The 24,494-nt window shown below is 64.2% G+C and carries 26 protein-coding genes and 1 tRNA gene; 4 read left to right on the forward strand and 23 right to left on the reverse strand.

Annotation, left to right across the window (positions count from 1 at the left end; all coding sequences use genetic code 11):
- Positions 1 to 23: 23 nt before the first annotated feature.
- The 6 genes from WBF69_RS00330 to WBF69_RS00355 all read right to left on the reverse strand — a co-directional run bounded on the left by WBF69_RS00330 (position 24) and on the right by WBF69_RS00355 (position 4,273).
- Complete coding sequence (locus WBF69_RS00330; protein ID WP_424260060.1) at positions 24 to 1,070, reverse strand: quinone-dependent dihydroorotate dehydrogenase; 1,047 nt, start codon at positions 1,068 to 1,070, stop codon at positions 24 to 26.
- Between the two features lie 23 nt (positions 1,071 to 1,093).
- Positions 1,094 to 1,825 carry an arginyltransferase gene (locus tag WBF69_RS00335; protein WP_424260062.1) on the reverse strand — a complete coding sequence of 244 codons (732 nt, stop codon included), beginning with the start codon at positions 1,823 to 1,825 and terminating at the stop codon, positions 1,094 to 1,096.
- Between the two features lie 84 nt (positions 1,826 to 1,909).
- Positions 1,910 to 2,737, reverse strand: a complete 828-nt coding sequence (aat, locus tag WBF69_RS00340; RefSeq protein ID WP_424260064.1) for a leucyl/phenylalanyl-tRNA--protein transferase — start codon at positions 2,735 to 2,737, stop codon at positions 1,910 to 1,912.
- Positions 2,738 to 2,773: 36 nt separating this feature from the next.
- Positions 2,774 to 3,361 (reverse strand): NUDIX hydrolase, encoded by a 588-nt coding sequence (locus WBF69_RS00345; RefSeq protein WP_424260066.1) that lies wholly within the window; start codon positions 3,359 to 3,361, stop codon positions 2,774 to 2,776.
- A gap of 43 nt (positions 3,362 to 3,404) precedes the next feature.
- The gene (locus WBF69_RS00350) at positions 3,405 to 4,046 is read right to left on the reverse strand and encodes a DUF2946 family protein (RefSeq protein WP_424260068.1); all 642 of its coding nucleotides are present in this window, start codon (positions 4,044 to 4,046) and stop codon (positions 3,405 to 3,407) included.
- Positions 4,046 to 4,273 carry a hexameric tyrosine-coordinated heme protein gene (locus WBF69_RS00355; RefSeq protein WP_322997896.1) on the reverse strand — a complete coding sequence of 76 codons (228 nt, stop codon included), beginning with the start codon at positions 4,271 to 4,273 and terminating at the stop codon, positions 4,046 to 4,048. Before WBF69_RS00355 ends, WBF69_RS00350 begins: the two co-directional genes overlap by 1 nt.
- Positions 4,274 to 4,416: 143 nt before the next feature.
- Here WBF69_RS00355 and WBF69_RS00360 point away from each other — a divergent pair, with 143 nt between their 5' ends.
- Positions 4,417 to 5,871, forward strand: coding sequence for a M20 family metallopeptidase (locus tag WBF69_RS00360; protein ID WP_424260111.1), 1,455 nt, complete (start codon positions 4,417 to 4,419; stop codon positions 5,869 to 5,871).
- 28 nt (positions 5,872 to 5,899) lie between these two features.
- Here the strand turns inward: WBF69_RS00360 and WBF69_RS00365 are convergent, their stop codons facing one another.
- From WBF69_RS00365 to WBF69_RS00375, 3 genes are all read right to left on the reverse strand, one after another.
- Entirely contained in the window at positions 5,900 to 6,361 is a 462-nt protein-coding gene (locus WBF69_RS00365) for a hypothetical protein (RefSeq protein WP_424260070.1), read from the reverse strand.
- Between the two features lie 159 nt (positions 6,362 to 6,520).
- Positions 6,521 to 6,594 (reverse strand) — tRNA-Cys (locus tag WBF69_RS00370).
- A 52-nt stretch (positions 6,595 to 6,646) separates the two neighbouring features.
- A complete protein-coding gene (locus WBF69_RS00375; protein ID WP_424260072.1) occupies positions 6,647 to 7,975 on the reverse strand; it encodes a ferredoxin reductase family protein in 1,329 nt (442 codons plus the stop codon).
- Positions 7,976 to 8,192: 217 nt separating this feature from the next.
- Here WBF69_RS00375 and WBF69_RS00380 point away from each other — a divergent pair, with 217 nt between their 5' ends.
- Both WBF69_RS00380 and WBF69_RS00385 read left to right on the forward strand, forming a co-directional pair.
- Positions 8,193 to 9,326 (forward strand): metallophosphoesterase, encoded by a 1,134-nt coding sequence (locus WBF69_RS00380; protein ID WP_424260074.1) that lies wholly within the window; start codon positions 8,193 to 8,195, stop codon positions 9,324 to 9,326.
- Positions 9,327 to 9,332: 6 nt separating this feature from the next.
- Positions 9,333 to 10,082, forward strand: a complete 750-nt coding sequence (locus WBF69_RS00385) for a sulfite exporter TauE/SafE family protein (RefSeq protein ID WP_424260076.1) — start codon at positions 9,333 to 9,335, stop codon at positions 10,080 to 10,082.
- Here WBF69_RS00385 and queC read toward each other — a convergent pair.
- The 7 genes from queC to WBF69_RS00420 form a co-directional block, all read right to left on the reverse strand.
- Entirely contained in the window at positions 10,063 to 10,794 is a 732-nt protein-coding gene (gene queC / locus WBF69_RS00390; RefSeq protein ID WP_424260078.1) for a 7-cyano-7-deazaguanine synthase QueC, read from the reverse strand. The two genes, WBF69_RS00385 and queC, sit on opposite strands and share 20 nt — an antisense overlap.
- Positions 10,791 to 11,462 (reverse strand): 7-cyano-7-deazaguanine/7-aminomethyl-7-deazaguanine transporter, encoded by a 672-nt coding sequence (locus WBF69_RS00395; protein ID WP_424260080.1) that lies wholly within the window; start codon positions 11,460 to 11,462, stop codon positions 10,791 to 10,793. The genes queC and WBF69_RS00395 overlap by 4 nt, the downstream gene beginning before the upstream one ends.
- 56 nt (positions 11,463 to 11,518) lie before the next feature.
- Positions 11,519 to 12,157 carry a hypothetical protein gene (locus WBF69_RS00400; RefSeq protein ID WP_424260082.1) on the reverse strand — a complete coding sequence of 213 codons (639 nt, stop codon included), beginning with the start codon at positions 12,155 to 12,157 and terminating at the stop codon, positions 11,519 to 11,521.
- Positions 12,158 to 12,242: 85 nt separating this feature from the next.
- Positions 12,243 to 13,229, reverse strand: coding sequence for a glutathione S-transferase family protein (locus WBF69_RS00405; protein WP_424260084.1), 987 nt, complete (start codon positions 13,227 to 13,229; stop codon positions 12,243 to 12,245).
- 62 nt (positions 13,230 to 13,291) lie between these two features.
- Complete coding sequence (locus WBF69_RS00410) at positions 13,292 to 13,861, reverse strand: YceI family protein (RefSeq protein ID WP_424260086.1); 570 nt, start codon at positions 13,859 to 13,861, stop codon at positions 13,292 to 13,294.
- Positions 13,862 to 13,904: 43 nt separating this feature from the next.
- On the reverse strand, positions 13,905 to 14,477 hold the full coding sequence (locus tag WBF69_RS00415; protein ID WP_424260089.1) for a YceI family protein: 573 nt from the start codon (positions 14,475 to 14,477) through the stop codon (positions 13,905 to 13,907).
- Between the two features lie 42 nt (positions 14,478 to 14,519).
- Complete coding sequence (locus tag WBF69_RS00420) at positions 14,520 to 15,059, reverse strand: cytochrome b (protein ID WP_424260091.1); 540 nt, start codon at positions 15,057 to 15,059, stop codon at positions 14,520 to 14,522.
- A gap of 147 nt (positions 15,060 to 15,206) precedes the next feature.
- Here WBF69_RS00420 and WBF69_RS00425 point away from each other — a divergent pair, with 147 nt between their 5' ends.
- Entirely contained in the window at positions 15,207 to 16,139 is a 933-nt protein-coding gene (locus WBF69_RS00425; protein ID WP_424260093.1) for a LysR substrate-binding domain-containing protein, read from the forward strand.
- On the opposite strand, the gene fhuB is transcribed toward WBF69_RS00425, so the two are convergent.
- The 7 genes from fhuB to WBF69_RS00460 all read right to left on the reverse strand — a co-directional run.
- A complete protein-coding gene (gene fhuB, locus WBF69_RS00430) occupies positions 16,136 to 18,118 on the reverse strand; it encodes a Fe(3+)-hydroxamate ABC transporter permease FhuB (protein ID WP_424260095.1) in 1,983 nt (660 codons plus the stop codon). The genes WBF69_RS00425 and fhuB overlap by 4 nt on opposite strands.
- On the reverse strand, positions 18,115 to 18,957 hold the full coding sequence (locus tag WBF69_RS00435) for an ABC transporter substrate-binding protein (RefSeq protein ID WP_424260097.1): 843 nt from the start codon (positions 18,955 to 18,957) through the stop codon (positions 18,115 to 18,117). Before WBF69_RS00435 ends, fhuB begins: the two co-directional genes overlap by 4 nt.
- A gap of 1 nt (position 18,958) precedes the next feature.
- Positions 18,959 to 19,726 carry an ABC transporter ATP-binding protein gene (locus tag WBF69_RS00440; RefSeq protein WP_424260099.1) on the reverse strand — a complete coding sequence of 256 codons (768 nt, stop codon included), beginning with the start codon at positions 19,724 to 19,726 and terminating at the stop codon, positions 18,959 to 18,961.
- A complete protein-coding gene (fhuF, locus tag WBF69_RS00445; protein ID WP_424260101.1) occupies positions 19,713 to 20,453 on the reverse strand; it encodes a siderophore-iron reductase FhuF in 741 nt (246 codons plus the stop codon). The genes WBF69_RS00440 and fhuF overlap by 14 nt, the downstream gene beginning before the upstream one ends.
- Positions 20,453 to 22,600, reverse strand: coding sequence for a TonB-dependent siderophore receptor (locus WBF69_RS00450; protein ID WP_424260103.1), 2,148 nt, complete (start codon positions 22,598 to 22,600; stop codon positions 20,453 to 20,455). Before WBF69_RS00450 ends, fhuF begins: the two co-directional genes overlap by 1 nt.
- Positions 22,601 to 22,723: 123 nt before the next feature.
- On the reverse strand, positions 22,724 to 23,539 hold the full coding sequence (locus WBF69_RS00455) for a helix-turn-helix transcriptional regulator (protein ID WP_424260105.1): 816 nt from the start codon (positions 23,537 to 23,539) through the stop codon (positions 22,724 to 22,726).
- Positions 23,540 to 23,785: 246 nt separating this feature from the next.
- The coding region (locus WBF69_RS00460; RefSeq protein ID WP_424260107.1) for a 5'-methylthioadenosine/adenosylhomocysteine nucleosidase at positions 23,786 to 24,494 on the reverse strand (709 nt) is incomplete at its 5' end.

Raw genomic sequence — 24,494 nt, forward strand, 5'->3', positions numbered from 1 at the left:
CGGCCCGGCGGTGTAACCCTGAATCAAAGGCCGTCGAGCGCCTGGACGCATTCCCGAATCAGGGCTGGTCCTTGGTAGATCAGGCCGGTGTAAAGCTGCACCGCATCGGCGCCGGCCTGGATTTTTTCCAGGGCCTGCCGACCGGATTCGATGCCGCCGACGCCGATGATGGCGGTCTCGCGGCCCAGATGTTCGCGCAGACGGCGGATCACGGCCAGCGACAAGGCATGCACGGGGGGGCCGGACAGGCCGCCGGCCTCGTCTTCGTGGGGCAGGCCGCGCACCGCATCCCGGGACAGTGTGGTGTTGGTGGCGATGATGCCGTCGATGCCGTGGCGCGGGATCAGGTCGGCCACGGCGTCGATTTCCTGAGGCTGCAGGTCGGGGGCGATCTTGACCACCAGCGGCGTGCGGCGCCCGTACTGATCGGCCAGCGCCAGACGGCGGGCCTGCAGGGCGGCCAGCAGCGCATCCAGCGCGTCGTGGCTTTGCAGGCTGCGCAGATTTTGCGTATTGGGCGAGGAAATATTCACCGTGATGTAGTCGGCGTGCGGATAGACTCCGTCCAGGCAGCGCAGGTAGTCGTCCACGGCGTGTTCGATGGGGGTCGCGGCGTTCTTGCCGATATTCAGCCCCAGGATGCCGCCCTGGCGGCGCCATTGGCTGCGCTGCACGTTGGCGATGAAGGTGTCCAGGCCGTCGTTGTTGAAACCCATGCGGTTGATCAGGCAGCGGGCGCGGGGCAGGCGAAACATGCGCGGTTTCGGATTGCCGGGCTGGGCGCGGGGCGTGACGGTGCCGACTTCGATGAAGCCGAATCCCAGCGCGGCCAGGGCATCGATGTGGGCGCCATTTTTATCCAGCCCCGCCGCCAGGCCCACCGGATTGCGCAGCGGCAGGCCCATGACGGTGCGTGGCAGCGTGGGCTGGTGCGATGCCGTCAGCAGCCGCGTGACGGTGCAGTCGTGGCTGCGCTGCAAGGCCCGCAGCGTCTGTTCGTGCGCCTGTTCCGGGTCCATGGAAAACAGGGCGGCGCGGGCCAGGGGATAGGCGTTGAACAGAAGGGACATGGGCGCTTTGGGAAAGGAAGGAATCAGTGCGCGGCCGGTTCGATCCAGACGCCGCCTCGAAGAATTTGATGCGGATAGAACCGCGACTTGTAAGCCATTTTACGGCTTTCGGCAATCCAGTAGCCCAGGTACAGCCAGGGCAGCCCCAGGCGCCGGCAGTAGTCCAGTTGCCACAGGATCCCGTAGGTGCCCAGGCTGCCGCGCCAATCCGGGTCGTAGAAAGTGTAGACCGCCGAAATGCCGTGATCGATGCGGTCCATGATGGACACCATGCGCAGGGTGCCTTGCGCATCGTGGAATTCGGCCATTTCAGTCTGCACGCGGCTGGTCAGCAGGAATTGGGTGTACTGGGCCTGGTCGTCCTGGTCCATGCCGGCGCCGGGGTGGCGCTGCTGTTGGTAACGCAGGTACAGATCAAAATGCCGGGCATCCCAGTGCAAGGGCGCCAACTGCACGGACAGCGCCGTCTGCATGCGCTGCCAGAGTTTGCGCTGGGTGCGGTCGCGTCGAAAGCGGTGCACGTCGACCCGTAGCGGAATGCAGGCTTGGCAGCCGCTGCAGGCGGGGCGGTAGGTGAACAGGCCGCTACGGCGGAAACCCTGTTCGATCAGGCGTGAATACGCGGTGTCGTCCACCAGATGCGCGGGGGCGGCGACTTCGGACCGCGCCATGCGTCCGGGCAGGTAGCTGCAGGGGTAGGCCGCTGTGGTGTAGAACTGCAGGCGGCGGAAAATCGATTCGCTGGGTTTGCTCATGGCATGGGCCGGAATTCCTGTCGACTCATTGTGACACCGGCCGTTGGCGCTGACCAGTCTCTGCGGTGTGTCTGATTCCGGGGTTCAGCCCGATGGCGGGGTGTGATCCGCGATCAGGCGGCCATCGGCCAACAGGCGACCGCGTCCCCAGATGGGCGCAGGCGCGTCGCGGCCATCGGCCAGCAGGTCCAGGAACTGCGCCCGCGGGATGGGGCGCGCGCCCAAGCTGGCCAGATGCGGCGTTTCCTGCTGACAGTCGATCCAGGGAACCCCCTGGGTCTGCAGATAGCGCACCAGGTAGGCCAGAGCGACCTTGCTGGCGTCCGTGGCCAGACTGAACATGGATTCCCCGAAGAAGCAGCGCCCCAGACTGACGCCGTACAGGCCGCCGGCCAGCCGACCGTCGATCCAGGTTTCGACGCTGTGGACTCGCCCCATTCGATGCCAGGCGGCATAGACCTGCATGATGTCCGGCGTGATCCAGGTGGCGTCGTGCATGTCTGTGGGAACTGCCTCGTATTGGCCCAGGCGCGCCGCTCCCAGACTGATCCGGGGGGCGCCCCGATGCGCGCAGTGGGCGATGACATCGGAGAAAGCCTGATTCAACGTGACGCACAGCGATCCGGCTGCCGTATGCGACGGCGTGTCGTCTGCCGGGTCGCGCCCGAACTGGCGGATGCGTTTGTTCAGGGAACGGCTGATGCGCAGATCCTGGCAGCGCAGGATCATGCGTGGGTCGGGGCTCCACCAGAGCACCGGCTCGCCTGGGCTGTACCAGGGGAACAGGCTTTTGCGGTAGGCTTCCTGCAGCCGTGCGGGCGACAGATCCCGCCCCGCAGCCACCAGGCCATCGGGGGACGTCCGGCTGATGTCGGGCAGGGGCGTATCCGGTTCAACCCAGGCAATCGGCATGGTGCGGACTCGTTGGCAGGAGAGCGATCCGGCGGGTTAGTCGGGAAATTTCAGGTCGATCGCATAATGGCGGATCGGAAAACTGCCCCGCTGATGATCCTGCAGATAGTGTTTCAGCGTCGTGCTGACCGTACGAAACGCCATGTCGTGCCAGGGAATGGCGTCCAGATCGAAGAACGCGGCTTCCAGGGTTTCCGGGCCGGGCGCCAATTGCGGGTCCAGGACCTCGGCCAGATAGAACAGATGGACCTGATTGACCGACGGCACGTCGATCACCGTATACAGGGATTGAACCTGGATCCGCACGCCGGATTCTTCCTGGTTTTCCCTGGCGGCGCCCTGTGCCGTGGTTTCGCCCAGTTCCATGAAGCCGGCAGGCAGGGTCCATTTGCCGTAGCGCGGTTCGATGGCGCGGCGACACAGCAGAACCTGATCGCCCAGGATCGGCACGACGCCGACCACATTGCGCGGGTTCTGGTAGTGCACCGCCCCGCAGTGGGTGCACAGATCCCGGATGCGGGTGTCGTCCGGCGGAATCTCGTGGACCAGCGCGTGCCCGCATTGTGAGCAGTATTGTTGCGAGCGGGGCGCGGGGTGATAGAAAGCAGGGTCGGACGAGTTCATGCGCTGATTTTAGCGTGCCGCCCAAGGCGTGGGGGCGCGGATGTCAGGCGTCGCCGGGGGATGGGGCTGTCGGGCGGTGGACGAAACCCAGCACGGATGCCGCAGTGCCCGCCCGCAGCCGGCCCAGCGGCGCTGCCGGACAGGAATCGCCCAGGCGGATGCTGAGCCTCGCAGCATCCAGGGCCTGGGGTGGATCGTTGTCTTCCAGCCAGGCGCTGAGCGTTTGACCGTCGTCGGTGCGCAGCGCATCGATCACCTGGATCAGATCCCGGTCGGTGATCAGCCCGGCGCCCTGATCGGACTGCGCATACAGATGGCCGCCGTCGTCCAGCCACCAGCGGATGATGGGACCATAGGGCTGATCCGTGTGGGTCAGCAAAGCGAGTGCAGTAGAGGTATCCGACGACGTGCGCAGGATCCACGGGGCGCCGTCCAGGCGCACGTAGACGCGCTGCGGGCCGTTCTGGAAGAACCAGCGGCCCTGATCGTCGGACTGATAGTTGCGTTTGATGAAGGCGAGGATTTGCGGGTTGGTAATGGGTTCGCCGGGTTCTTCGTCCGGCACGCCCCAGGCCTGGCCATGCGGATGCAGCAGCCATTGCCCCCGGCGAGACAGGGACAGCCAGCCGTAGGCCGCCGGCACGTTGGGCCAGCGGGCCAGGGCGGCCAGTACCTGTTCGTCCATTATTTCCAGTAGCCGTTGGCGGCGGCGATCGTCTGGAAATTGGTCGCCACGACCTGGGAGGAGGCGATCAGGGCGTTGGCGTCCTCGCCGTAGACGGGGCGCAGTTTGTCGCGGACCTCGGCCGAGGGTTGCGTGTATTTGACACCCATGCGCGCCAATTTAAGGGCCAGTTCGAACCCTGCTTGCGGGGTGGGGGTGATGAGCGTCGTGAGCCAGGTATCAGCCATGTGTGTGTCCTCCTGTTGTGATGGTCTCGCAAGGATGGCATGAAAACAATCGGTTTGCAGGGATCCGGCAGAGATCCGTAGGGGCATTTTGCCGAAGGAGCGGGCGTAGAATGGAGGTTTATCTGGATCATCGGGAAGCCGTCATGGATACCGCCATTGGCACCGGCCTGAACGCCGCCGTCTTGCAGGATTTCGTCGATACGCAGTGGGACCGGGAAATCGTTCCCGCCCTGAAACATTACATCGCGATTCCTGCCAAAAGTCCGGGCTTTGACCCTGACTGGGCGCAGCACGGCCATATCGACCAGGTCGTGCGCGATGCTGCGCAGTGGCTGGAATCCCGGCCTGTCGCGGGGCTGAAGGTCGAAATCCTGCGCCTGCCGGGCCGCACACCGGTGCTGTTTTTCGAGGCCCCGGCCACGCGTCCGGATCAGGGCGATGCCGTGTTGATGTACGGTCACCTGGACAAGCAGCCCGAATTTTCCGGTTGGCGCGCGGGCTTGGGTCCCTGGCAGCCGGTCATGCGCGATGGAAAACTCTATGGGCGCGGCGGTGCGGATGACGGCTATGCCGTGTACGCCTCATTGACGGCAATCGAGGCCCTGGACCGCCAGGGCGTACCCCGCCCGCGCTGCGTGGGGCTGATCGAAACCTGCGAGGAATCCGGCAGTTACGATCTACTGCCCTATGTCGATGCCTTGCGGGACCGCTTGGGCCGCGTGGCGCTGGTCGTCTGCCTGGATTCCGGGGCTGGCAACTACGACCAGCTCTGGATGACGACGTCTTTGCGCGGACTGGTGTCGGGGACGCTGGAAGTCCAGGTGCTGGACGAGGGCGTGCATTCGGGTGACGCCAGCGGCGTGGTGCCGTCCAGCTTCCGGATCTTGCGTCATCTGCTCGATCGCCTGGAAGACAGCGGCACGGGCCGTGTGCTGCCCGGCAGCTTTCACTGCGATATTCCGGTCGAACGCCAGGATCAGGCCCGCGAGGCGGCCCGTATCCTGGGCGACGAGGTCTGGCGGCGCTTTCCCTGGGCCTGCGGCGCCGATCAGGCGTTGGTCCTGCCCATGACTCGCGATCCCCAGCAGGCCATGTTGAACCGCACCTGGCGGCCTGCTTTGTCAGTGACCGGGGCCGAGGGCTTGCCGCCCTTGTCCGACGCCGGGAATGTCCTGCGACCGCGCACGGCGTTCAAGCTGTCCTTGCGCCTGCCGCCCCTGGTGGATGCCGTGGCGGCGGCGCAGACGCTGAAATCGCTGCTGGAACAGGATGCGCCCTATCAGGCGCGGGTGTTGTTTCAGCCGGATGTTGGGGCGGCCAGCGGCTGGAATGCCCCGGCATCCCCGCCCTGGTTGCTGAGTGCGCTGGATGCCGCGTCCCGGCAGTATTTCGGGGCGCCCTGCGGCTACATCGGACAGGGCGGCACGATTCCGCTGATGAATCTGCTGCTGCAGGGTTTCCCGGCGGCGCAATTCATGGTCTGCGGGGTGCTGGGGCCGCAATCCAACGCCCACGGCCCGAATGAATTCCTGCATGTGCCCTATGCCAAACGGCTGACGGCGGCGATTGCGCAGGCGATGGCGGCGTTGCCTGCCTGATCCGTAGGGTGCTCCTGCGCTCGGCCAATCACAGCGCCAGCTGCCCCGCCGTCATCTGCTGGGCCTGATCCAGCTTCATGTTCCGCAGCATGCTGGCCAGTTTCTGAGTGGTCTGTATCAGGGCGCCGTTCACGGACGATATTTGGGCCTGCAGCTGCAGCAGCCGCGTCCGTTTTGCTTCCGCCGGCATCTGTTTGTCGGCCTGAATCTGCTGCAGTTCCCGCATCAGCCGGTTCAGCGTTTCCCGTAAATCCCGGATGGCCCGCAACAGATTCTTGACCCCATCGGGCAGGTCGCTGTCTTCGATGTCCTGGTAGCGGCTTTTCGCCCCGTGGGTCTTGGACAGCAGCTGTCCCAGGCCCGAGATGGAACTCTGGGCCGATAAGGGCGGGGGCAACAGGTGCGCGCCGCCCGAGGCGACCGGGCTGTCTGCAGCGGCACGGTCAACCACAGGGCGCAAGGCGGAAGAGAGCGCTTCAAGCGGAATCATGGCAAAGCCCGGTTGGACATCCTGATGGATCGGCGGGACTCGGCGAGTCCGTAACAGATCTACGGCGGGAGACTGGGGATCTTTACCTGGGGGATGAAAAGCAAAGCCCGCCGCAGACGTGCCGGGAGGGCTTGGGTAGCTGGAAAGCCGCTTGAATGCTGGAGGCGCAAGCCGGAATCGAACCGACGTATACGGATTTGCAGTCCGCTGCATCACCACTCTGCCATTGCGCCGGTGATGGGCTGGATTGCTCCAGCCAAGTCGAGCATTATACGATAAATTCCATCAACGCATTTCGAACGCCTCCCGGTGGACGGTGACGTTTTTCAGACCCAGGGATTGCAGGCCGGATTCCAGCTGGCGGGCCAGTCCGGCGGGACCGCAGAACCAGATGTCCATGGCTTCGCCGGCCTGCCCCTGGCTGGCGCGTTGCAGGGTGTCGGCATCCAGGCGCTGGCCGGCGCTGGCATCGTGCACGTGCAGGGTGATGTTCGGCAGCGGGGCGCACAGTTCACGCAGGCGGTCGATGAAGGGATCGCGCGCGGCGTCGCGCACGCAGTAGTGCAACTGCGCGTGCGGGCTGGCTTCGGGACGGGTTTGCAGCGATTCCAGCCAGGCCAGAAACGGCGTGATGCCGATGCCGCCGGCCACCCAGGCCTGCCGGGCTTCACCTTGCCGGTGGTCAAAGCGGCCATAGGGGCCTTCGATTTGAACAGCTTGGCCTGCTTGCAGACGTTGCGCCAGGGTGCGGGTGTAGTCGCCCAGGGCCTTGATCTGGAAATGCAGATGTCCCGTGTCCGCAGCACTGGCGATGGTGTAGGGGTGAGCTCCTTCCCGCTCATCAAAGGTCACGAAGGCGAACTGTCCTGCCTGATGACCGGGCCAGCCGGCGTCCATGGCGCACACGACTTCGGTGATGCCGCCGTCCAGTTGGCGCACGGATTCGATACGGCCGGCGTGGCGGCGGCGCAGGCCGATTCGCTGGCGCAAGGCGACGATTGCCGACAGACTGCCGCCCAGCATCAGCGCACCCATGATCATCCCCAGCGGCTGCAGCCACCAGGCGGCCGGCGTCAGGACGACGGTGTGAAAGACCAGCGCCAGGTAGAGCAGCGGCATGACCCGGTGCAGCATGCGCCAGGATTTATAGGGAAACGCTTTCCACAAGGTGATCAGCAAGGAGACGATCAAGGCGTAGATGACCCATTCTCCCACGTCCTCGGCGAATCCGCGGCTGGAGGCCAGCATGTCCAATACGGCGATCTTGGGTGGCCTGACGACGGGGGCGCCGACCAGGCTGCGCAGAATGTCGCCGCCGATCTCTTCCAGCAACCAATGGACGATGGCCAGGTTGATGGCCAGGATGCCCGCCCATTTGTGCAGGCGGTAGATGCGGTCCATACCGCCCAGCGCGGGTTCCAGCCAGGCGGGGCGGGTCGCCAGCACCATGATCAGCGACATCAGGCCCATCGCCAGAATGCCGCTCAGGTAGATCCCCTGTTTGCGGACCACCCAGGCCGTGTCGCCGGCCATCGGGTGAAGGACCAGGGCGTCCCAGGCCCATGCCAGGGTCAGTATCCCCAGAAAGATGGATAAAACGGTGCGGGTCTTCATATTGGCTTTTCTCTCTGCAGACCGATGGAGATCGGTGATGTGGGCAGTATGAAAGCCGGTGCCTGAATGGCCGGTGAAGTGTCGGTTCAGGAACGGTTCATGTCGGCGGCTTGCCTGGCTTGCTTGCCGGGGATGGGGCGGGGGGCGGTCCTCTCCTTGTTAAGATGCTTACCTTCTCTGTGTACTTCAGCGACCCCGGTCGCGATTGGACTGTTGTATGGGTACTGTCTTACCCCTCGTGACCGGCCTCATCTGGCTGTATGTACTGTGGCGCTTTGTCTGGCCCTTGCCCTGGGGGGCGGCCAGTCGCGTGGCACTGGCCGTGGTGCTGTTGATGGCCATCCAGTATCACCAGATCACCGGACGGTTCTTCGGATCCCTGGGGTCGCCGGAATTACCCCAATGGGTATTGATCGGTCTGGCATGGGCCTTTGGTTCGGTGTTGCTGCTGGCCTTGCTCTTGTTGGTGCGCGATATCGTGGGCGTGCTGGTCTGGTTGCCGGCGCGCGGGGCGGGGCGTCTGATTCTGCAGGGGCAGGGCGTGAGGCTGACGGTGGGCGGGCTGGCGCTGGTCTTGTCGGCCATCGGCGTCTGGCAAGCCGTCAAAATTCCCACGGTTCGAACCGTGGCAATCACGATTCCAGGCCTGCCTGCCGCGTTTGAGGGATATCGCATCGCGCAGCTGACGGATCTGCATGCCAGCCGTTTGCTGCCCCAGTATTGGCAGGCCGCGGTGGTGGCTCGCGCCAATCAGCTGAAGCCGGATCTGATCGTCATGACGGGGGATCTGGCCGATGGATCGCCCGAGGCCAGGGCTGCGGATGTCCGGCCTTTTCAGGACCTGCGGGCACGTGATGGCGTGCTGGCGATTCCGGGCAATCACGAGTACTACGCCGACTATGTCCGCTGGATGGCGGCCTATCGGGCGCTGGGCCTGACCATGCTGGAAAACAGCCATGTGCTGTTGCATCGAGACGGTGCTGAATTGGCGGTGGCGGGGCTGACGGATCGACAGGCAGGCGCCTTCGGCCTGCCGCGTCCAGATCTGCATGCCGCCCTGCAGGGGATTCCTGCCGGGGTGCGGGTCATTTTGCTGGACCACCGGCCAGGGGCTGCCCCGACCAATGCTCAGGCCGGGGTGGTGTTGCAGCTGTCCGGGCATACGCATGGCGGACAGATTCTGGGACCGCATCTGCTGACCCGGTGGGCCAATAACGGTTTCGTATCGGGGTTGTATCGGGTGGGCGACATGACGTTGTATGTCAGCAATGGCACCGGCTTGTGGAACGGGCTGGCGATCCGTCTGGGGCGGCCTTCGGAAATCACGCAGATCGTGCTGCGGGCCGGGTGACGGGCAATGGACCCTTTACTGTTGGTCGCAGGCGCCGGCGCCCTGGCGGGCGCCATGAACGCCTTGGCGGGTGGCGGTTCCTTTGTCAGCCTGCCGGCGCTGATTGTAGCGGGCGTGCCGCCGGTCCTGGCGAACACGTCCAGCACGGTCGCGCTGTATCCCGGCAGCGCGGCCAGCGCCTGGGCGTATCGCGACAGCCTGGGTGGCGTGGGAGATGTGCCCTTGCGCAAGTTGTTCCTGGTCACGCTGTTGGGCGGCAGCGCCGGGGCGCTATTGCTGCTGCTGACCCCGTCGCGCGCTTTTGACGTCATCCTGCCCTGGTTGTTGTTGGCCGCGACCGTGGCCCTGGGCTTTGGGCGCCGCATCGGGGAATGGGTGCGGATGCGCTGCAGGGTGCATCCGGCTGTCGTGATTTCCCTGCAGTTCTTCCTGGGGATTTATGGCGGCTATTTTGGCGGCGCGGTCGGCATCATGATGGTGGCCGTCTGGGGGCTGCTGGGTTCGCATGACCTGAAACGCATGAGCGGGCCGCGCGTGCTGATGGTGATGGTGGCCAACACCATGGCCGTCATGATTTTCATCAGTGCGGGCGCTGTCCAATGGCGGGAAACCTTGGTGATGCTGGTGACCGCCAGTCTGGGCGGTTATCTGGGGGCGGAACTGGGCAAGCGGATTCCGGGGCCGATCATCCGCGTCGGTACTCTGACCCTGACCGTTTTCATTACCGTGACCTTCTTTATCCGGGCGTACGGCTGACGGCGCCGCGCGCCATCCACTGTTGATGGCCCTGCGCCCGCAGGACGCAGGCGGGGCAGTGGCCGCAGCCATAGCCCCAGGCATGCAGGGTGTCGCGCCGGTTCAGATAGCAGGTGTGGGTTTCCGTGCGCACCAGTTCCACCAGGGCCGGACCACCCAGTTGCTGCGCCAGTTCCCAGGTATCCGCCTTGTCCAGCCACATCAGCGGGGTTTCCAGGGTCAGGGGGCGATCCACCCCCAGGCTGAGCGCCACCTGCAGCGCCTTGAGGGTATTATCGCGGCAGTCCGGGTAGCCGGAATAATCGGTTTGCGACATGCCGCCCACCAAGACATCCAGCCCGCGCCGGTAGGCCAGCGCGGAGGCCAGGGTGAAGAACAGCAGATTGCGGCCCGGCACGAACGTAGTGGGCAGCCCGTCGGATTGCATGGTGATGGCCACATCATCCGTCATGGCCGAGGCTCCCAGCTGTTTGAGCACCGTCATGTCCAGCAGATGATCCTCGCCCAGGCGGGGCGACCAGGCGGGGCGCAGCATCGTGAGGCGGCTGCGCAGTGCGGCCCGGCAATCCAGTTCCGCGCGGTGGCGTTGGCCGTAATCGAAGCCCAGCGTTTCGACGTGGGCGAACTGGGTCAGCGCCCAGGCCAGGCAGGTGGTGGAATCCTGTCCCCCTGAAAACAGGACCAGCGCCCGGCGTTGTCCCGAGGCGGTCATGCCAGGGATATCTGCGCGGCGGTGCGCCGTTTCATGGCGCGGATGATGGCATTCAGGGCGACGCCGTACAGCGGCACGAACAGCAACAGGCTGACGGTCAGTTTGATGGCGTAGTCCACCAGGGCGATTTCCACCCAGTTGTCCGCCATGAAAACATTGCTGCTGCGCCAGAAAGCGATGCCGAAGAAGGCGATGGTGTCCAGCGCCTGGCCGAGCACGGCGGAAGCCGAGGGCGCCACCCACCACGGCATGTTGCTGCGGCGGATGCGGTCGAATACCTGCACGTCCAGCAACTGCCCCAGGACGTAGGCGGCAAAGCTGGCAAAGGCGATGCGAAAGACAAAGACGTCGAACGCGCCCAACGCGCCCAGCCCGTTGAAGCGGCCTTCGTGAAACAGGACCGACACGATGTACGAGGCGATCAGCGCGGGCACCATGACGCGGGCGATGACTTGCCGCGCCTGGGCCTTGCCGATCAGGCGGACGGTCAGATCTGTGGCCAGGAAAATGAAGGGAAAGCTGAAGGCGCCCCAGGTGCTGTGAAAGCCCAGCAGGGTGATGGGCAACTGCACCAGGTAGTTGCTGGCGATGATGATGGCGACGTGAAAGGCGACCAGCAGGGCCAGGCAGGCGGGGACCCGCGATGGCGGGACGAGCGAGGGTGTCATGACAGACCTTTTTGGTGGATGGGGTGAGGGAACCCATGAACGAAATGCAGGCGGGATTATACCCTGTGCGCAGGCGGCGCCCCGTCTTTCAGCCACATCAGGTAGGCCGACCGGGTGACGGCTGATACCGCGTCCAGGGCTTGCTGGCGTTGGACTTTGTGCCGCACCATCAGTCGCGCATCGGCGACGGCGCGGGATTTGCAGAACCAGTGGCAGCTGTGCTGCAGCAGATACAGTTCCGCAGACAGGTGGTAGGCGCGGTCCTTGGGCCCCCAGTGATCCAGATTGTCCACGACATGGCGTAAGCCGGCGGCGTGGATGTGCAGCAATCGGCGAAAATCCCGCGTCGATGCCGGCAGGAATTGTTCGATGTAGGGCACGCAAAATGACAGCACGCCCATGCGGGTAGCCTGTTCGCTTTCCTGCTGCATGCTGTCGGCCAGCGCCTGGATCTGCAAGGCGACCGCGCGTTCCGTCTGGGCAAAGGTATCCAGCACCTGAAGCTGTCGCGCCTCGTCTTTTTCGTGGATGGCGCGGGTGTAGCCCTGGGTCAGCGTTTCCATGTGACGTTCCAGCTGCAGGCTGGCCAGGTGACGCCCCAGCAAGGCAATGTGGGTGCGCTGGTAACGCAGGCACAGCAATCGCCACGTGGCGATCACGGCCAGCAGGATCAGGAAAAAATCCATGGTTTGCATTCTCGTTTCGTTCGGATCAGTCGGCTGGCGCGGCATCAGGCCGATGGCTGGCGTGTGCCTGCCGTACGCCTGCGACAGGCGAAGATCATAACGAATTTGCGAGTGTGCGGTCCGGTGCGCGGTCCAGGTCCAGCAGCGGACCCAGCGGCACGATGCCGTTGGGATTGATGCTGGGGTGGCTGCGGTAATAGTGCTGCTTGATGTGATTCATATTGACCGTGCCGGCGATGCCGGGCCACTGATAGAGCTCGCGCGTGTAGCTCCACAGGTTTTTGTAGTCTGACAAGCGCTTCAGATTGCACTTGAAATGGCCGTGGTACACCGCGTCGAAACGGATCAGAGTGGTGAACAGGCGCCAGTCGGCCTCGGTCATCCGGTCGCCCAGCAGATAGCGCCGACGTCCCAGTGCGACGTCCAGCTGGTCCAGATAGGCGAACAGCTTGCTGACTTCCTGCTCGTACACATTCTGGCTAGTGGCGAATCCGGCTTTGTACACGCCATTGTTGACGGCGTCGTAGATTTTGGCATTCAGGGCATCGATCTGCGGCAATAGATCCGCGGGCGCGTAATCGTCGGCTTTGGCGCCGATCCCGTCGAATGCGCTATTGAGCATGCGGATGATCTCGGCGGATTCGTTGTTGACGATGGTGTTGCGCTGTAGGTCCCAGAGCACCGGCACCGTGACTCGCCCGCTGTAGTCGGCTTGCGCGCGCAGATAGACTTCGTACAGGTAGCGGGCTTGGCCGACCGGATCGGCCACCACGCCGGGGCCGGGTTCGAAAGTCCAGCCGCGTTGCCCCATATAGGGGTTGACCACGGAGACGCCGATCATGGATTCCAGCCCTTTCAGGGCGCGCAGGATCAAGACGCGATTCGCCCAGGGGCAGGCCAGCGACACATACAGATGGTAGCGTCCGGCTTCAGCCCGGAAACCGTCGCTGCCGCTGGGGCCGGCGCTGCCGTCGGGGGTGATCCAGTGACGAAACTGCGCGTCGCTGCGCACGAAGCGTCCCTGCGTACTGTGCGTGTCATACCACTGGTCGTGCCATTTTCCCTGGATGAGAAGTCCCATGTCGATTCCTTGTACAGGCCGGCGTCCCGGGGTGGGGATGCCGGCCCGCAGATACCGCCGGTTTACTGCGCGATGGCTTCCAGCGCGATGTCCAGCGTGACCTCGTCGCCTACGCCGGGGGCGTATTTGCCGGCATTGAATTCACTGCGTTTGATGACGGCAGTGGCATTGGCGCCGATGGCGTCCTTCTTCAGCATGGGGTGCGCGCCGTTGAAAAACGAGGTCACCGTCAGCGTGATGGGCTTGGTGATGCCCTTGATCGTCAGGTTGCCGTCGATGCTGACCGGGGTGTCACCGTCGAAATTGACTTTGGTGGATTTGAAGGTGGCGGTGGGATAGGTGGCGGTGTCCAGGAAGTCGGCGCCCTGGATGTGCTTGTCGAATTCGCTGAAGCCCGTGCTGATCGACGCCATGTCGATGGTGATGTCGACGTGCGCTTGCTTGGCGGCTTTGTCCAGCACCACGGAACCCGAGGTCTTGTGGAAATTCAGGATCTGTTTGGACAGACCCATGTGGTTGTAGGAAAAGCGCGGGAAGGTGTGGGTCGTATCCAGTGCGTAGGTTTGCGGGGCGGCCAGGGCCTGGCCCGCAAAAAACGTGAGGAATGCGGCGGCGATGAGGGTCTTTTTCATGATGAATCCTGTGTTGTGGGTTGCTGTAAAAAGGGGAATAGGGTCAGGGCTGGGCGACGAGATGGAACTTGATCTGGATGTCGTTGGCCACGATACCGAAGTCCTTCCATTGGCCTTCGCCGATGGCGAAGTCGCCGCGCTGAAAGGTAAAGGCGCCGTCAAAGACACCGGTATCACCGTCCTGGGTGAAGGTAAAGGGCGCGGTGATGTCCTGGGTTTTGCCCTTGATCGACAGGGCGCCGGTGACCTGATAGCGGTTGTCGCCCACGGCTTCGACCTTGCTGGATTGAAAGGTGGCCAGGGGGTGCGCCGCCGGGTTCAGCCATTCGTCCTTTGCCAGTTCCGCATTGGCCTCGGCGTAACCGGCATCGATGCTGGCCAGGGTAATGTCGAGTGTGACTGTGGCCGCGGCGGGGTTGGCCGGATCAAAGCGCAGTGCGGCGGCCTTCACGTCGCCGAAGCTGCCGTCCATGCTGACGCCCATCTGACTGTAGCCAAACGAGACGCGGCTGGCATTGGCGTCGAGCGAGGTGTATTCGGCAGCGCCGGCGCTGCCCAGCGTGCCGACACTCAGGGCGGCTGCCAGGACAAGGGGGCGCAGTGCGAAAATGTTCATGAGGTTTTCCTGATTTTTAGTGTTCGTGGGGTGTGGCCGCGTTCACGCTTTGTTGGCAAAGGGCAGCATGTGGGACAGCACGGCATCTTTCTGGATGAAATGGTGTTGCAGCGCCGCCCCGATATGTCCGATGACGGCGACGAGCAGGGTGTAATTGAGCGTCACGTGCACGTCCTTCAGCAACGCGCCCAGCGCCGCATCCTTGGCCAGCAGATCAGGCAGGGGCAGGATGCCGAACCACACGACCTGGAATCCTTGGGCTGAACTCATCAGCCAGCCGCTGAGCGGGATCGCCACCATCAGGGCATACAACAGCCAGTGGCCCGCGTGCGCCGCCATTCTGGCCAGCGGTCTCATCGTCGGCGGCAGTTCCGGCGCCCGGTGGCTGAGACGCCAGGCCAGACGGATCACGATCAGAACCAGCAGGGTCACGCCCGCCCATTTATGCCAGGAAAAGAGCTTCAGCTTGTTGGGCGACAGCGGCAGATCCTGCATGTAGAGACCCAGCGCGAAAGCGCCGATCAGGCCCAGGGCGACCAGCCAGTGCAGAAATATCGCGGTACGGGTATAGCGTTGCGTCATGCTTGGTGTCCAAAAATGATCGGGGCGAGGCGATCGATGGGATAGCCTGCCGTTCAGTCAGGTAGCCATTCTATTGGATTGGAATTAATTGAAAAATAGACGCTTTGAGTTAAGATATTTCCATATTTGGAACAATAGAGGATCAGGATGACGGCGATCGCGCTGCATGCCAACGACTTGATACTGTTCGCTCATATCGTCGAAGCTGGCAGCTTCACGCATGCATCTGATCAGACGGGCCTGCCCAAATCGACCTTGTCGCGTCGCCTGAGCAGCCTGGAAAACGCATTCGGCGAGCGGCTGTTGCAGCGCAGTACGCGCCGGCTGGTGCTGACGGAATTCGGCGAAAGAATCCTGGAACACGCCCGCCGGCTGATGGAGGAATCCGAGGCCGCCGCCGCTCTGGCGCAGCACCGGCAGGCGACGCCGCATGGCACGCTGCGGGTATCTTTGCCGCCCGAATTCCACGAACTGTTCATGATCCGCGTCCTGACGGAATTCTCGCGGCAGTATCCCCATGTGCGCCTGGACATCGACCTGTCGGCACGGCGGGTGGATCTGATCGCTGAACGTTTCGACCTGGCCGTGCGCATCGCCGCCCAGCTGCCTGACGACAGTTCTCTGGTGGCGCGCCGCATCACTACCTTGCACAATGGTCTGTACGCGAATCCTGAATACCTGGCGTGCCGCGGCATGCCCCGGACGCCCGAGGACCTGCTCGATCATGTCGGACTGATTCTGGTGACCAGTGGGGGAGAGTCGTCGCCGTGGCGTTTGTCGCGTGGAACCGAGGATGCATGGGAAGGGCTGCCGCTGCACAGCCTGCGCGCCAATTCCGTCGGTTTGCAGCAGGCCCTGGCGGCGCAGGGCTTGGGTATTGTCGGCTTGACGGACAGCTTTGCAGCGCCCTTGGTCGAACAGGGGATTCTGCAGCGCATCCTGCCGGAATGGCATTTGCCGTCCATGATCGTCTGGTGCGTCACGCCGGGCCGGCGCCTGCTGCCTCAGCGGACGATTGCCTTCATCGAGTCGCTGAAGGCGGTGCTGGGGGATGGCATGCCTGCCTCGTCGGCGTCTTAGCGCCAGCGCCTGATCTGCCAGAGAAAATACGAGCCGCCCGCCAGCGAGGCCATCAGTCCCGCCGGAATTTCCTGAGGGAACAGGACCTGGCGTCCCAGCCAGTCGGCCAGGATCATCACGATGGCGCCGAGCAGGGCGGCGGCTGCCAGTTGCGCCTTCGCCCGCCTGAAACCCAGCATGCGCGCCATGTGCGGAGCGATCAGGCCGACGAACGAGAGGGGGCCGATCACCAGCGTCGCCAGGGCGCTGAAGGCGGCGGCGAGCAGCAGCATGACGAAGCGGGCCTTGCGCACCGGCACGCCCAGAGCATGGGCGGTGGGCTGCCCCAGAGGGAACAGATCCTGCCAGCGGCTGGTCGCGCCCGCCAGCGGCACGGCGGCTAATGTCAGGGCCAGCAGCGTCCAGCTCATCGACGCCGAAGCGTAGTAGGTCGAACCGGATAGCCAGGCCGTCAGTTGTTGGCCGCGCGGATCGCCGTCGGCCAGCAGCAGGCTGCGCAGGGCCTCGTAGAGCGCGCCCAGAGCGATGCCGGTGAGCAGTATCCCCTGCGAAGAATAGTGATTCCGCCGGTTCGATACCAATATCAGCAGCAGCGCGACGCCAGCGCCCAGCAGCGCCGTGCCGGAGAGCATGAGGTAGCTGGGCTGTGGCAGCAGAAAGACGCCCAGCGATAGCGCGATGGCGCTGCCACTGCTGACCCCGAGCAGTTCCGGGCTGGCCAGCGGGTTGCCGGTCAGCCGCTGAAGAATGACGCCGGCCAGCGCCAGCAGGATGCCGCCGCAACCCGCCGCGATCACGCGCGGCAGCCGCCACTGCAGGCTGTCGACGCTGAATGGCGCTTGCCAGTGCCAGCCGTGCAATAGTTGTCCGAATGACAGCGCCAGCATGAGCGACAGCGGAAGCAGGAGACCAAGCCATGCCAGGGTGTGCCCAGCGTTCTGCCGAGAGGGCATATAGGCATCACCGGCAGCGCCTGGCGCCGTCGGCAGACGCAGACGGATCAGGAGCCATAGCAGCAGCGGCACGCCGAGTGCCGCAGTGACCGCGCCAGTAGGCACGAAGGCGCTGATTCCCGATGCGTAGGTCTGCACCAGCAAGTCGGCGCTGGCCAGCAGCAGCGCGCCGAACAGCATGGAGAGCGGCAGGCGCGAGGCCAGCCGGGAAGCGCCCGCGAGTTTCATGATGTTCGGCGCGACCAGCCCCACGAAGCCGATCACGCCAGTGCTGCTGACGAGACTGCCAACCAGGAATACTGCGAGACCCAGTCCGGCCACCCGGAGGTGGCGCATCGGCAGCCCGAGGCTGCGCAGTGTGACGTCGTCCAGCGGTGCCAGCCGCAACAGGCGCAGCAGCGGCAGCAGGCACAGCACGCAGGCCAGCAGGCGCGGAGCCAGGAAGCGCACGCCATCCCAGCCCTGTTGCGCGAGCGAACCCGCGCCCCATATCAGCAGCCCCGAGAGCGCTTCATGGTTGAATATCAGCAGCACGATGGACAATCCGCCCAGCAGCAGATTCAACGTCATGCCGACCACGATCAGCACCAAAGGATCCAGGCCGTGGCGCCAGCTGAGCTGGAAGACCAGCGCCAGCGTCAGACCGGCGCCCAGCATCGCCACCCATTCCTGCCCCTGCGCCAGCAGGCTGGGCGCGAACAGCGTGGTCAGCATCAGGGCTACGCTGGCGCCGCTGGAAATACCCAGCGTCGTCGCCGATGCGAGCGGGTTGCGCAGCAGCAATTGCAGCAGTTCTCCCGCCAGGGCCAATCCGCTGCCTGCGAGCAGCGCAAGCACCAGGCGCGGCCACCAGCTTTGCGACAGAAGCAATTCCGCAACGCTGGCGTGTTCAAGGGTTGTGGCCCGTAAGGCGTCCAGCGCGGCGGACGCGCCGCCCAGCGGCTGCAGGCTGGCGGCGGCCAGCGTCACCAGCAAGAGCGCCAGGCTTGTGCAGATGAGGACGGCGGTGCGCGGCATTGCGGTCATGGCGCGTCCAATCCTTGTTCCAGCAATTGCGCGAAACGCTGCGCGGACGGCAGGCCGCCCAGGCTCCAGACCGCAGGCAGCACGATGGGCGGCCTGCGGTTGGCGATCGGCAGTTGCCGCCACAGGGAATTTTTCTGGATGCGCTCCAGTGCGCCCAGCGGCGCGGGCTGGATGATGACCATGCGACCGTCGATGCCGGCCAGTTCATGCCAGCCGGCCAGATGGTAGCCCCAATCGTTTACTGGGCCGGACCAGGCGTTGCGCAGGCCCAGCCTGTCCAGCACCGCCTGATACAGACTGGCGCCGCCATAGATCCGGACGTGCCGTTCGTCCGCAATCTGGAGGATCAGCAGGGGTTCGCTGTTCGCGAACCCTGGTCTGGCATCGTGCAACATCGTCCGCGTGTCCTTGATCAGGCGCTCCGCGGCTTGCGTGCGTCGAGTCAGGCTGCCCAAAGCACGGGTCATGGCTTCGATGGAGCGCCAGGTGTCGGCGGCGGGGTCGTACAGCGGCAGGCTGCGGATCGGGCTGATGGTGGAGAGACGGTCTTCCATCCCGGCGAACATGGGGGTAGTCAGAATCAGGTCCGGCTTCAGCGCGGCCATGAGTTCCATGGACGGCTGGCTGCGCAGGCCGAGATCGATCGTGTCCGCTGGCAGCCTGGGCGCGCCGACCCAGCTGTGGTAATCGTCGATCTGGGCAACGCCGTCCGGCGCACGGCCCAGTGCGGTGAGCGTTTCGGCCAGTGTCCAGTCCAGGGTGAGGATCCGTTGCGCGTCGGCGGGCGGTGGCGCTGACAAGGACGCGAGCAGGCAGAGCATCAGCAGCAGCGTGCGCATGCTAGTTCGCCAGCGCCACCGGGATGCCCAGGCGCGGATGGCTGACGATGCTCATGTCCGTGCCGTAGATGTGCTGTAGTTGGGCGGATGTCATGATCTCCGCTGGCGCGCCGCTGGCGATGATGCGACCGCCGCCCAGCGCGACGAGCTGGTCGCAGTAGCGCGCCGCCTGGTTGATGTCGTGCAGGACCAGCATGATGCCCAGGCCGAGTTCGCGGCTCAGGCGGTGAATCAGCGCCAGAACTTCCGTCTGATGTGCGATGTCCAGCGGGGCCAGCGGTTCGTCCAGCAGCAGGAATCGGCTGTTTTGCGCTAGCAGCATAGCCAGCCACACGCGCTGGCGCTCGCCGCCCGACAAGGTATCGACGCGTTGGTGGCGGTAGGCCTGGGTTTGCGTCAGTTCGATGGCGCGATCGACTGCGGCCTTGTCCTGTGCGCTTGCGCGGCCCAGCAAGCCTTGCCAGGGGTAGCGACCGAACTGGATCAATTCGAGCGCCGTCAGATGTTCCGATGGCGGCAGATGCTGGGGCAGGTAGGCGATTTCACGGGCGAAGCGGCGCTGCGGCCAGCGGGCGACGGCTTGGCCGTCGAAATCCACGCGACCGGACGTCGCCTTCAGGTGTCCGGCCAGCAGTTTCAGCAGCGTGGACTTGCCCGAGCCATTATGGCCGATCAATCCGTAGATGCCGGCGGCGTGGAATTCGACGCTGGTGGGGTGCAGCAGAACTTTTTCGGGAAGGCTGTAGCCCGCTTGGTCAAGTTGGAACATGGCAATGTGTGCGATGGGGGTGCAGGCGGGGACAATCGCTGCACAGCTCGGTGTCCCGCAACAGGTAGTTCAGGCAGCACAGTCGGCGCACGCGTATCGTGCCGGCCTGCGGGTCCGGCTGATAACGGACCGGTCTGCAGACGGGGTTCGGGCTGCCATCAAGCAATGCAGGCGCGTCCAGCATGGCGTCCAGCGTCTGCTGCGCGGACGCATCCGCGTGCGGGTGCGGGCGCGTCCGGCACGCCAGGTATTCCAGCAGATTGCCCAGATTGCTCCAGAACACCCTGGGGGCGGTGCCGGATGCTTGCGACAGAGCCTGGATGACAGGCTGAGCCAGCCGGATCGGGTATTCGCCGGCTGTGAGTTCTTCCTGGGCGCAAATGATCCGCGCCTCTTGCGCCCACTGCAGGCCGACGCCGTGGCCAGCCGTCACGCGAACCGAGCGTGGGGTAGGACAGGCGCGCTGCAGCACCAGAGCGGCGATCAGCGGCGTCATGACCGTATGGAAATACCAGCGCGACCAGAGCGATGCGATGGCGCGCCGATCACCGTCGGGGTGGCCGGCGTCCAGGGCAAAGGCATCTAGCAGCGGGGCAAGCAGGTCGGGCTGGCTCAGCGTCGCGCAGCTTGTCCACCCGTCGCCCTGGGGATGCGTCTCCAGGGCGGGTAGCAGCGGGGCGAAAGTCGCATCGCCTTGCAGTGTCCGGATCAGCTCGCTGGATAGCATCAGAAGCGGTAGCTCGCGGTCAGGTTGATGCTGCGTTCGGCGCCGTAGTAGCAGAACTCCAGCGAGTTGCAGGCGGCGACGTATTTCTTGTCGAGCAGGTTCAGGACGTTCAGCCGGGCGCTGAGGCCCTTGGCGCCCAGTGCGGAGAAATCGTAGCCGATGGCCACGTCAAGCAGCGTGTAGGACGGCAGAGTGTGCGTATTGGCGCGGTCGGACTGGACGCCTGCGATGTGGCGCACGCCCAGTGCGGTGTTCAGGCCGCGCAGGCTGCCGTCGTAGCGGTAGTCGGCCCAGAGATTGGCCATGTGCCTGGGCGCGTATACCGCCTGATTGCCTTCGTTACCGTCGTCGCTGCGGGCGTAGCGGATGTCGTTGAAGCTATAGTTTGCCTGGACGCTCAACTGGTCCGTCAGCCAGGTGTTGGCTTCCAGCTCGACGCCTCGCGAGCGGATCTTGCCGACGGCGCGGTAGGGGTCGGTGGGTTGTTCCTTGGTAGCGACGTTCGTCTGGTCGATCTGGAACAGCGAGATCGTGTACAGGTCCCGGCTGCCGGGGGCCTGGAACTTGAGGCCGGCTTCCCATTGCTCGCCTTCCATGGGCTTGAGCAGTTTGCCCTGGGCGTCGACGAAGTTGGTCGGCGTGAAGGCGGTGGAATAGCTGACGTACGGGGCGAACCCCTGTTCAAAGACATACATCAGTCCAGCCCGGCCGCTGAATTGATCGTCCTTGATCGTGCTGGCGCGGCCCGTATCGAGATTGGTGCTGGAAATATCAACCTGATCGTGGCGGGCGCCCAGGGTCAGACGCCATTGTCTCCAGGACATCAGGTCCTGCAGGTAGACACCGGTCTGCTTCAGATCGTGCCGCTCGCGTTGCGGGTCGTACAGGGCGGTGGGCGAGGCTCCGTAGACCGGGTCGAAAGCGTCGATATTGGGGAATGCGCCGGATGGCCAGCTGACGTCGTTTTTGCGCTGCTGGTAGTCCAGGCCGGTGAGCAGACGGTGTTCCAGCGCGCCGGTCCGAAAATTGAATTCGAGCTGGTTGTCGATGGCAAAGGCGTGCAGATCTTCCTTGCTGCCGGAATAGTATCGGTACAGTTCGGTCGGCGAGGCCCAGCCGTAGGCATAGACCTGGTTCAGGGTGACGCTGGATTTCAGGTATTGCGCGTTCTGGCGGAAGGTCGCCGTGTCGTTGACGTTGTGTTCCAGCGCATAGCTCAGCAGGGTCTGGTTGCGGCGGTATTTGTCGTAGTCGCGCTCGCCTTCGAAGAACGAACGCGAGATGGTTCTGCCTTCATGAGGAACGACGGTGCCCTCATACGGCAGGCCCGAGTGGTAACCGCCCTCCGGTTCCCGCTGCACGTAGGCGCTCAGATCCAGCGTGGTGTCCGGCGTGATGCGCCAGCTCAGCGATGGCATCAGGGTGTAGCGTTCTTCTTTGACCTGATCAACCTGGGTGTCGGTGCGGCGTGTTTTGCCGGTCAAGCGCCAGGCGACTGCTCCGTCGGCTGCCGTGTCGTTGAGGTCGAAGGCGGCATGGGCCTGCTTGCGGCTGCCTGCGCCGAGTTCCACTTCGCCGAAGGAATCGAACTGCGGTTTGCGTGTTTGCAGCGCGACGATGCCGCCAGGCGACGATTGGCCGTAGAGCACCGAGGCCGGGCCGCGCACCACTTCCATGCTGTCCAGGAACCAGGGGTCGATCACCAGTGAGCTATGCGAGTTCGTGTCGCCCAGTATCTTCAGCCCGTTCAGGTACGTATTGCCCAGGCTGCCATCGGAAAAACCGCGCAGCACCAGGTAGTCGAAGCGGTTCGAGGCGCCCACCTGATTGCTGAACACGCCGGCGGTGTACGAAGCCGCGCGTTGCACGCTGGTGGCGCCTTGTTCCTGCATCTGCTGCCGGGAGATGACGGAAACCGACTGCGGTGTTTCCAGAATGGGCGTCAGCAGCTTGGTGGCGCTTTGCTGCGCGCCTACCGTGATGGCATCCAAAGTCTGCGGCGGGGCGTTGGCATCGGATGGTTGGCCCGGAGACACGTTTTCCTGCGCCTGAACCGTGCCGCCCAAGCCGGTCGCCAGCAGCGCGACGGCCAGCGAGGGCCGGAGCAGCAGGAACAGGGGCTTGGGGTCTTGCGTCCAGGTGAACATGATAGGCTGCATCCATATAAACATGATTAAGAATTATTATCATTCATGGTCTGGAGCAGGTATGCACAACGACGGTTTGCGTATGCATGCTGATGAGATAGGTAGGCATGACGGTCGACGTGCTTAGCTCAGGCTGCTGGGCGCAGTACCGTAATGCTTGCGGAAAGCGGTGGCGAAGTTGGTGGCGTGGCGATAGCCGCTGAGGTGCGCGGCCTGCTGTACTGAATAGCCCTGCTGCAGATACTGACGGGCAAGTGCAAGGCGCTTGTCGCGCAGGTAGTCAAAGACGGGTCTGCCGAACATCTGGCGGAATTTGCTGCGAAAGCTGCTGGGGCTCATTGCGGCCAGTTCCGCGAGCTGGTCTATGGCGTAGTCCAGGCTGGGTTCGTGGTCGATCCTCTGGCGGATTTTCTCCAGACGATCGCGTTCGCCGGGCGAGAGCGTCGTGGTTGGCGCTGGTTCTCCGTGGCCGATACCGTGAGCGAGCAGTTGCAGCGCCAGCCCTTCGAGCAGCAGGCGTTGCTGCAGGACGTTCATATGCTGCCATGTGTGCAGCTGTTCCAGCGACTGTTGCAGGTATGGCGGAATGCGCCAGAGATGGGTAGCTGGCTGGGCGGAATGGGGAAAGCTTTCTGACAGCCATGCGGGCGCCGCATTGTCTGATACCTGCATGGCATCCAGTGCCAGCGTCAACGTCTTCAGACGCTGGTTGCGGTGGTGCGCAGCGTGCAGCGTGTCGTGTGCGCTCAGGTGAGTCGTCAGCGCCGTGCCCGCCGGCACGGTGTGTTGTTGATCCGCGATGCGGATTCTGACGCTGCCTTCCAGGATCACCAGCAAAAAGAACGAGGTATTGCGCGTGGACAGCGATTCGTAGGGCTGCAGAATGTCCAGGCTGGAGTGCGTGAGGCGCAGGCCGGACGCCAGCGTCAGTTCATCCACGCGCCCGCGCGAGACGACCGCGTTCGCCGATCTGGTGCGGGCAGCCAGTCCGGGGAATTGAAAATCGATGCCGAAGCGTTCGCCGAAACCTTGCAGGTCTGTGACGGACAGCGAACGGTCGGGAGAGGAGGAGTGGGCGGACGTGATCAGCGTGAAAGGCGGTCAATTGGTGGAATGATATTGAGAATTATAATCATTTTACGATTGGCCGAAACTGTGCACTCTACTCGTCTTGGGCGGGGCGTTTCAGGGGCGCAGCCAGCGCCGGATGATCGCCACGCTGTAGCGCGATTCCACCTCGGTGATGAAGCGGGGGAAGTCCACATTGGCGGAGTCATCCGCCCGGTCGGACATGATCCGCACTGCCGCGAACGGGATGCCCCATTCGTGGCAGACCTGGGCTACCGCCGCGCCTTCCATTTCCACGGCCAGCGCATCCGGCAGGGCGTTGCGCAGTGCCTGGCTTTCTGCGGACGTCGATACGAATCGGTCGCCGCTGATGATCAGGCCTGTATGGACGCATGGCGCCGTCAGGCCGAATGACTGCATGACTGCGTCGTCTACCAGGGCAGCGGGGTCCGCCAGCACCTCGCGCGCACTGCGGCTCAGTCCTGCGCTCAACGCGGCGTCCGCCTGGAAGCGGGCGATGCCCGACAGCGGAATTTCCCAGCGGGGAAACAGGGGAGACGCATCCATATCGTGCTGCAGAAATTCGGACGAGACGACCACGTCGCCCAGCGCAACCTGCGGCGCCAGCGCGCCCGCCACCCCGGTGAAGATCATGGCGCGAACGCCAAACTGCGTCGCCAGCACGGCAGCCGTCGCCGCCGCTGCGACTTTGCCGACGCGCGACAGCACCAACACGACATTGCGGCCATCCAGTTCACCGACCCAGAACTCGCGGCTGCCGACAGGGACGCATTGCCCGTCTTGCATGAGCGCCAGCAGACCGCTC

The organism is Castellaniella sp. (assembly GCF_049673105.1).
Lineage (GTDB): Bacteria > Pseudomonadota > Gammaproteobacteria > Burkholderiales > Burkholderiaceae_B > Castellaniella.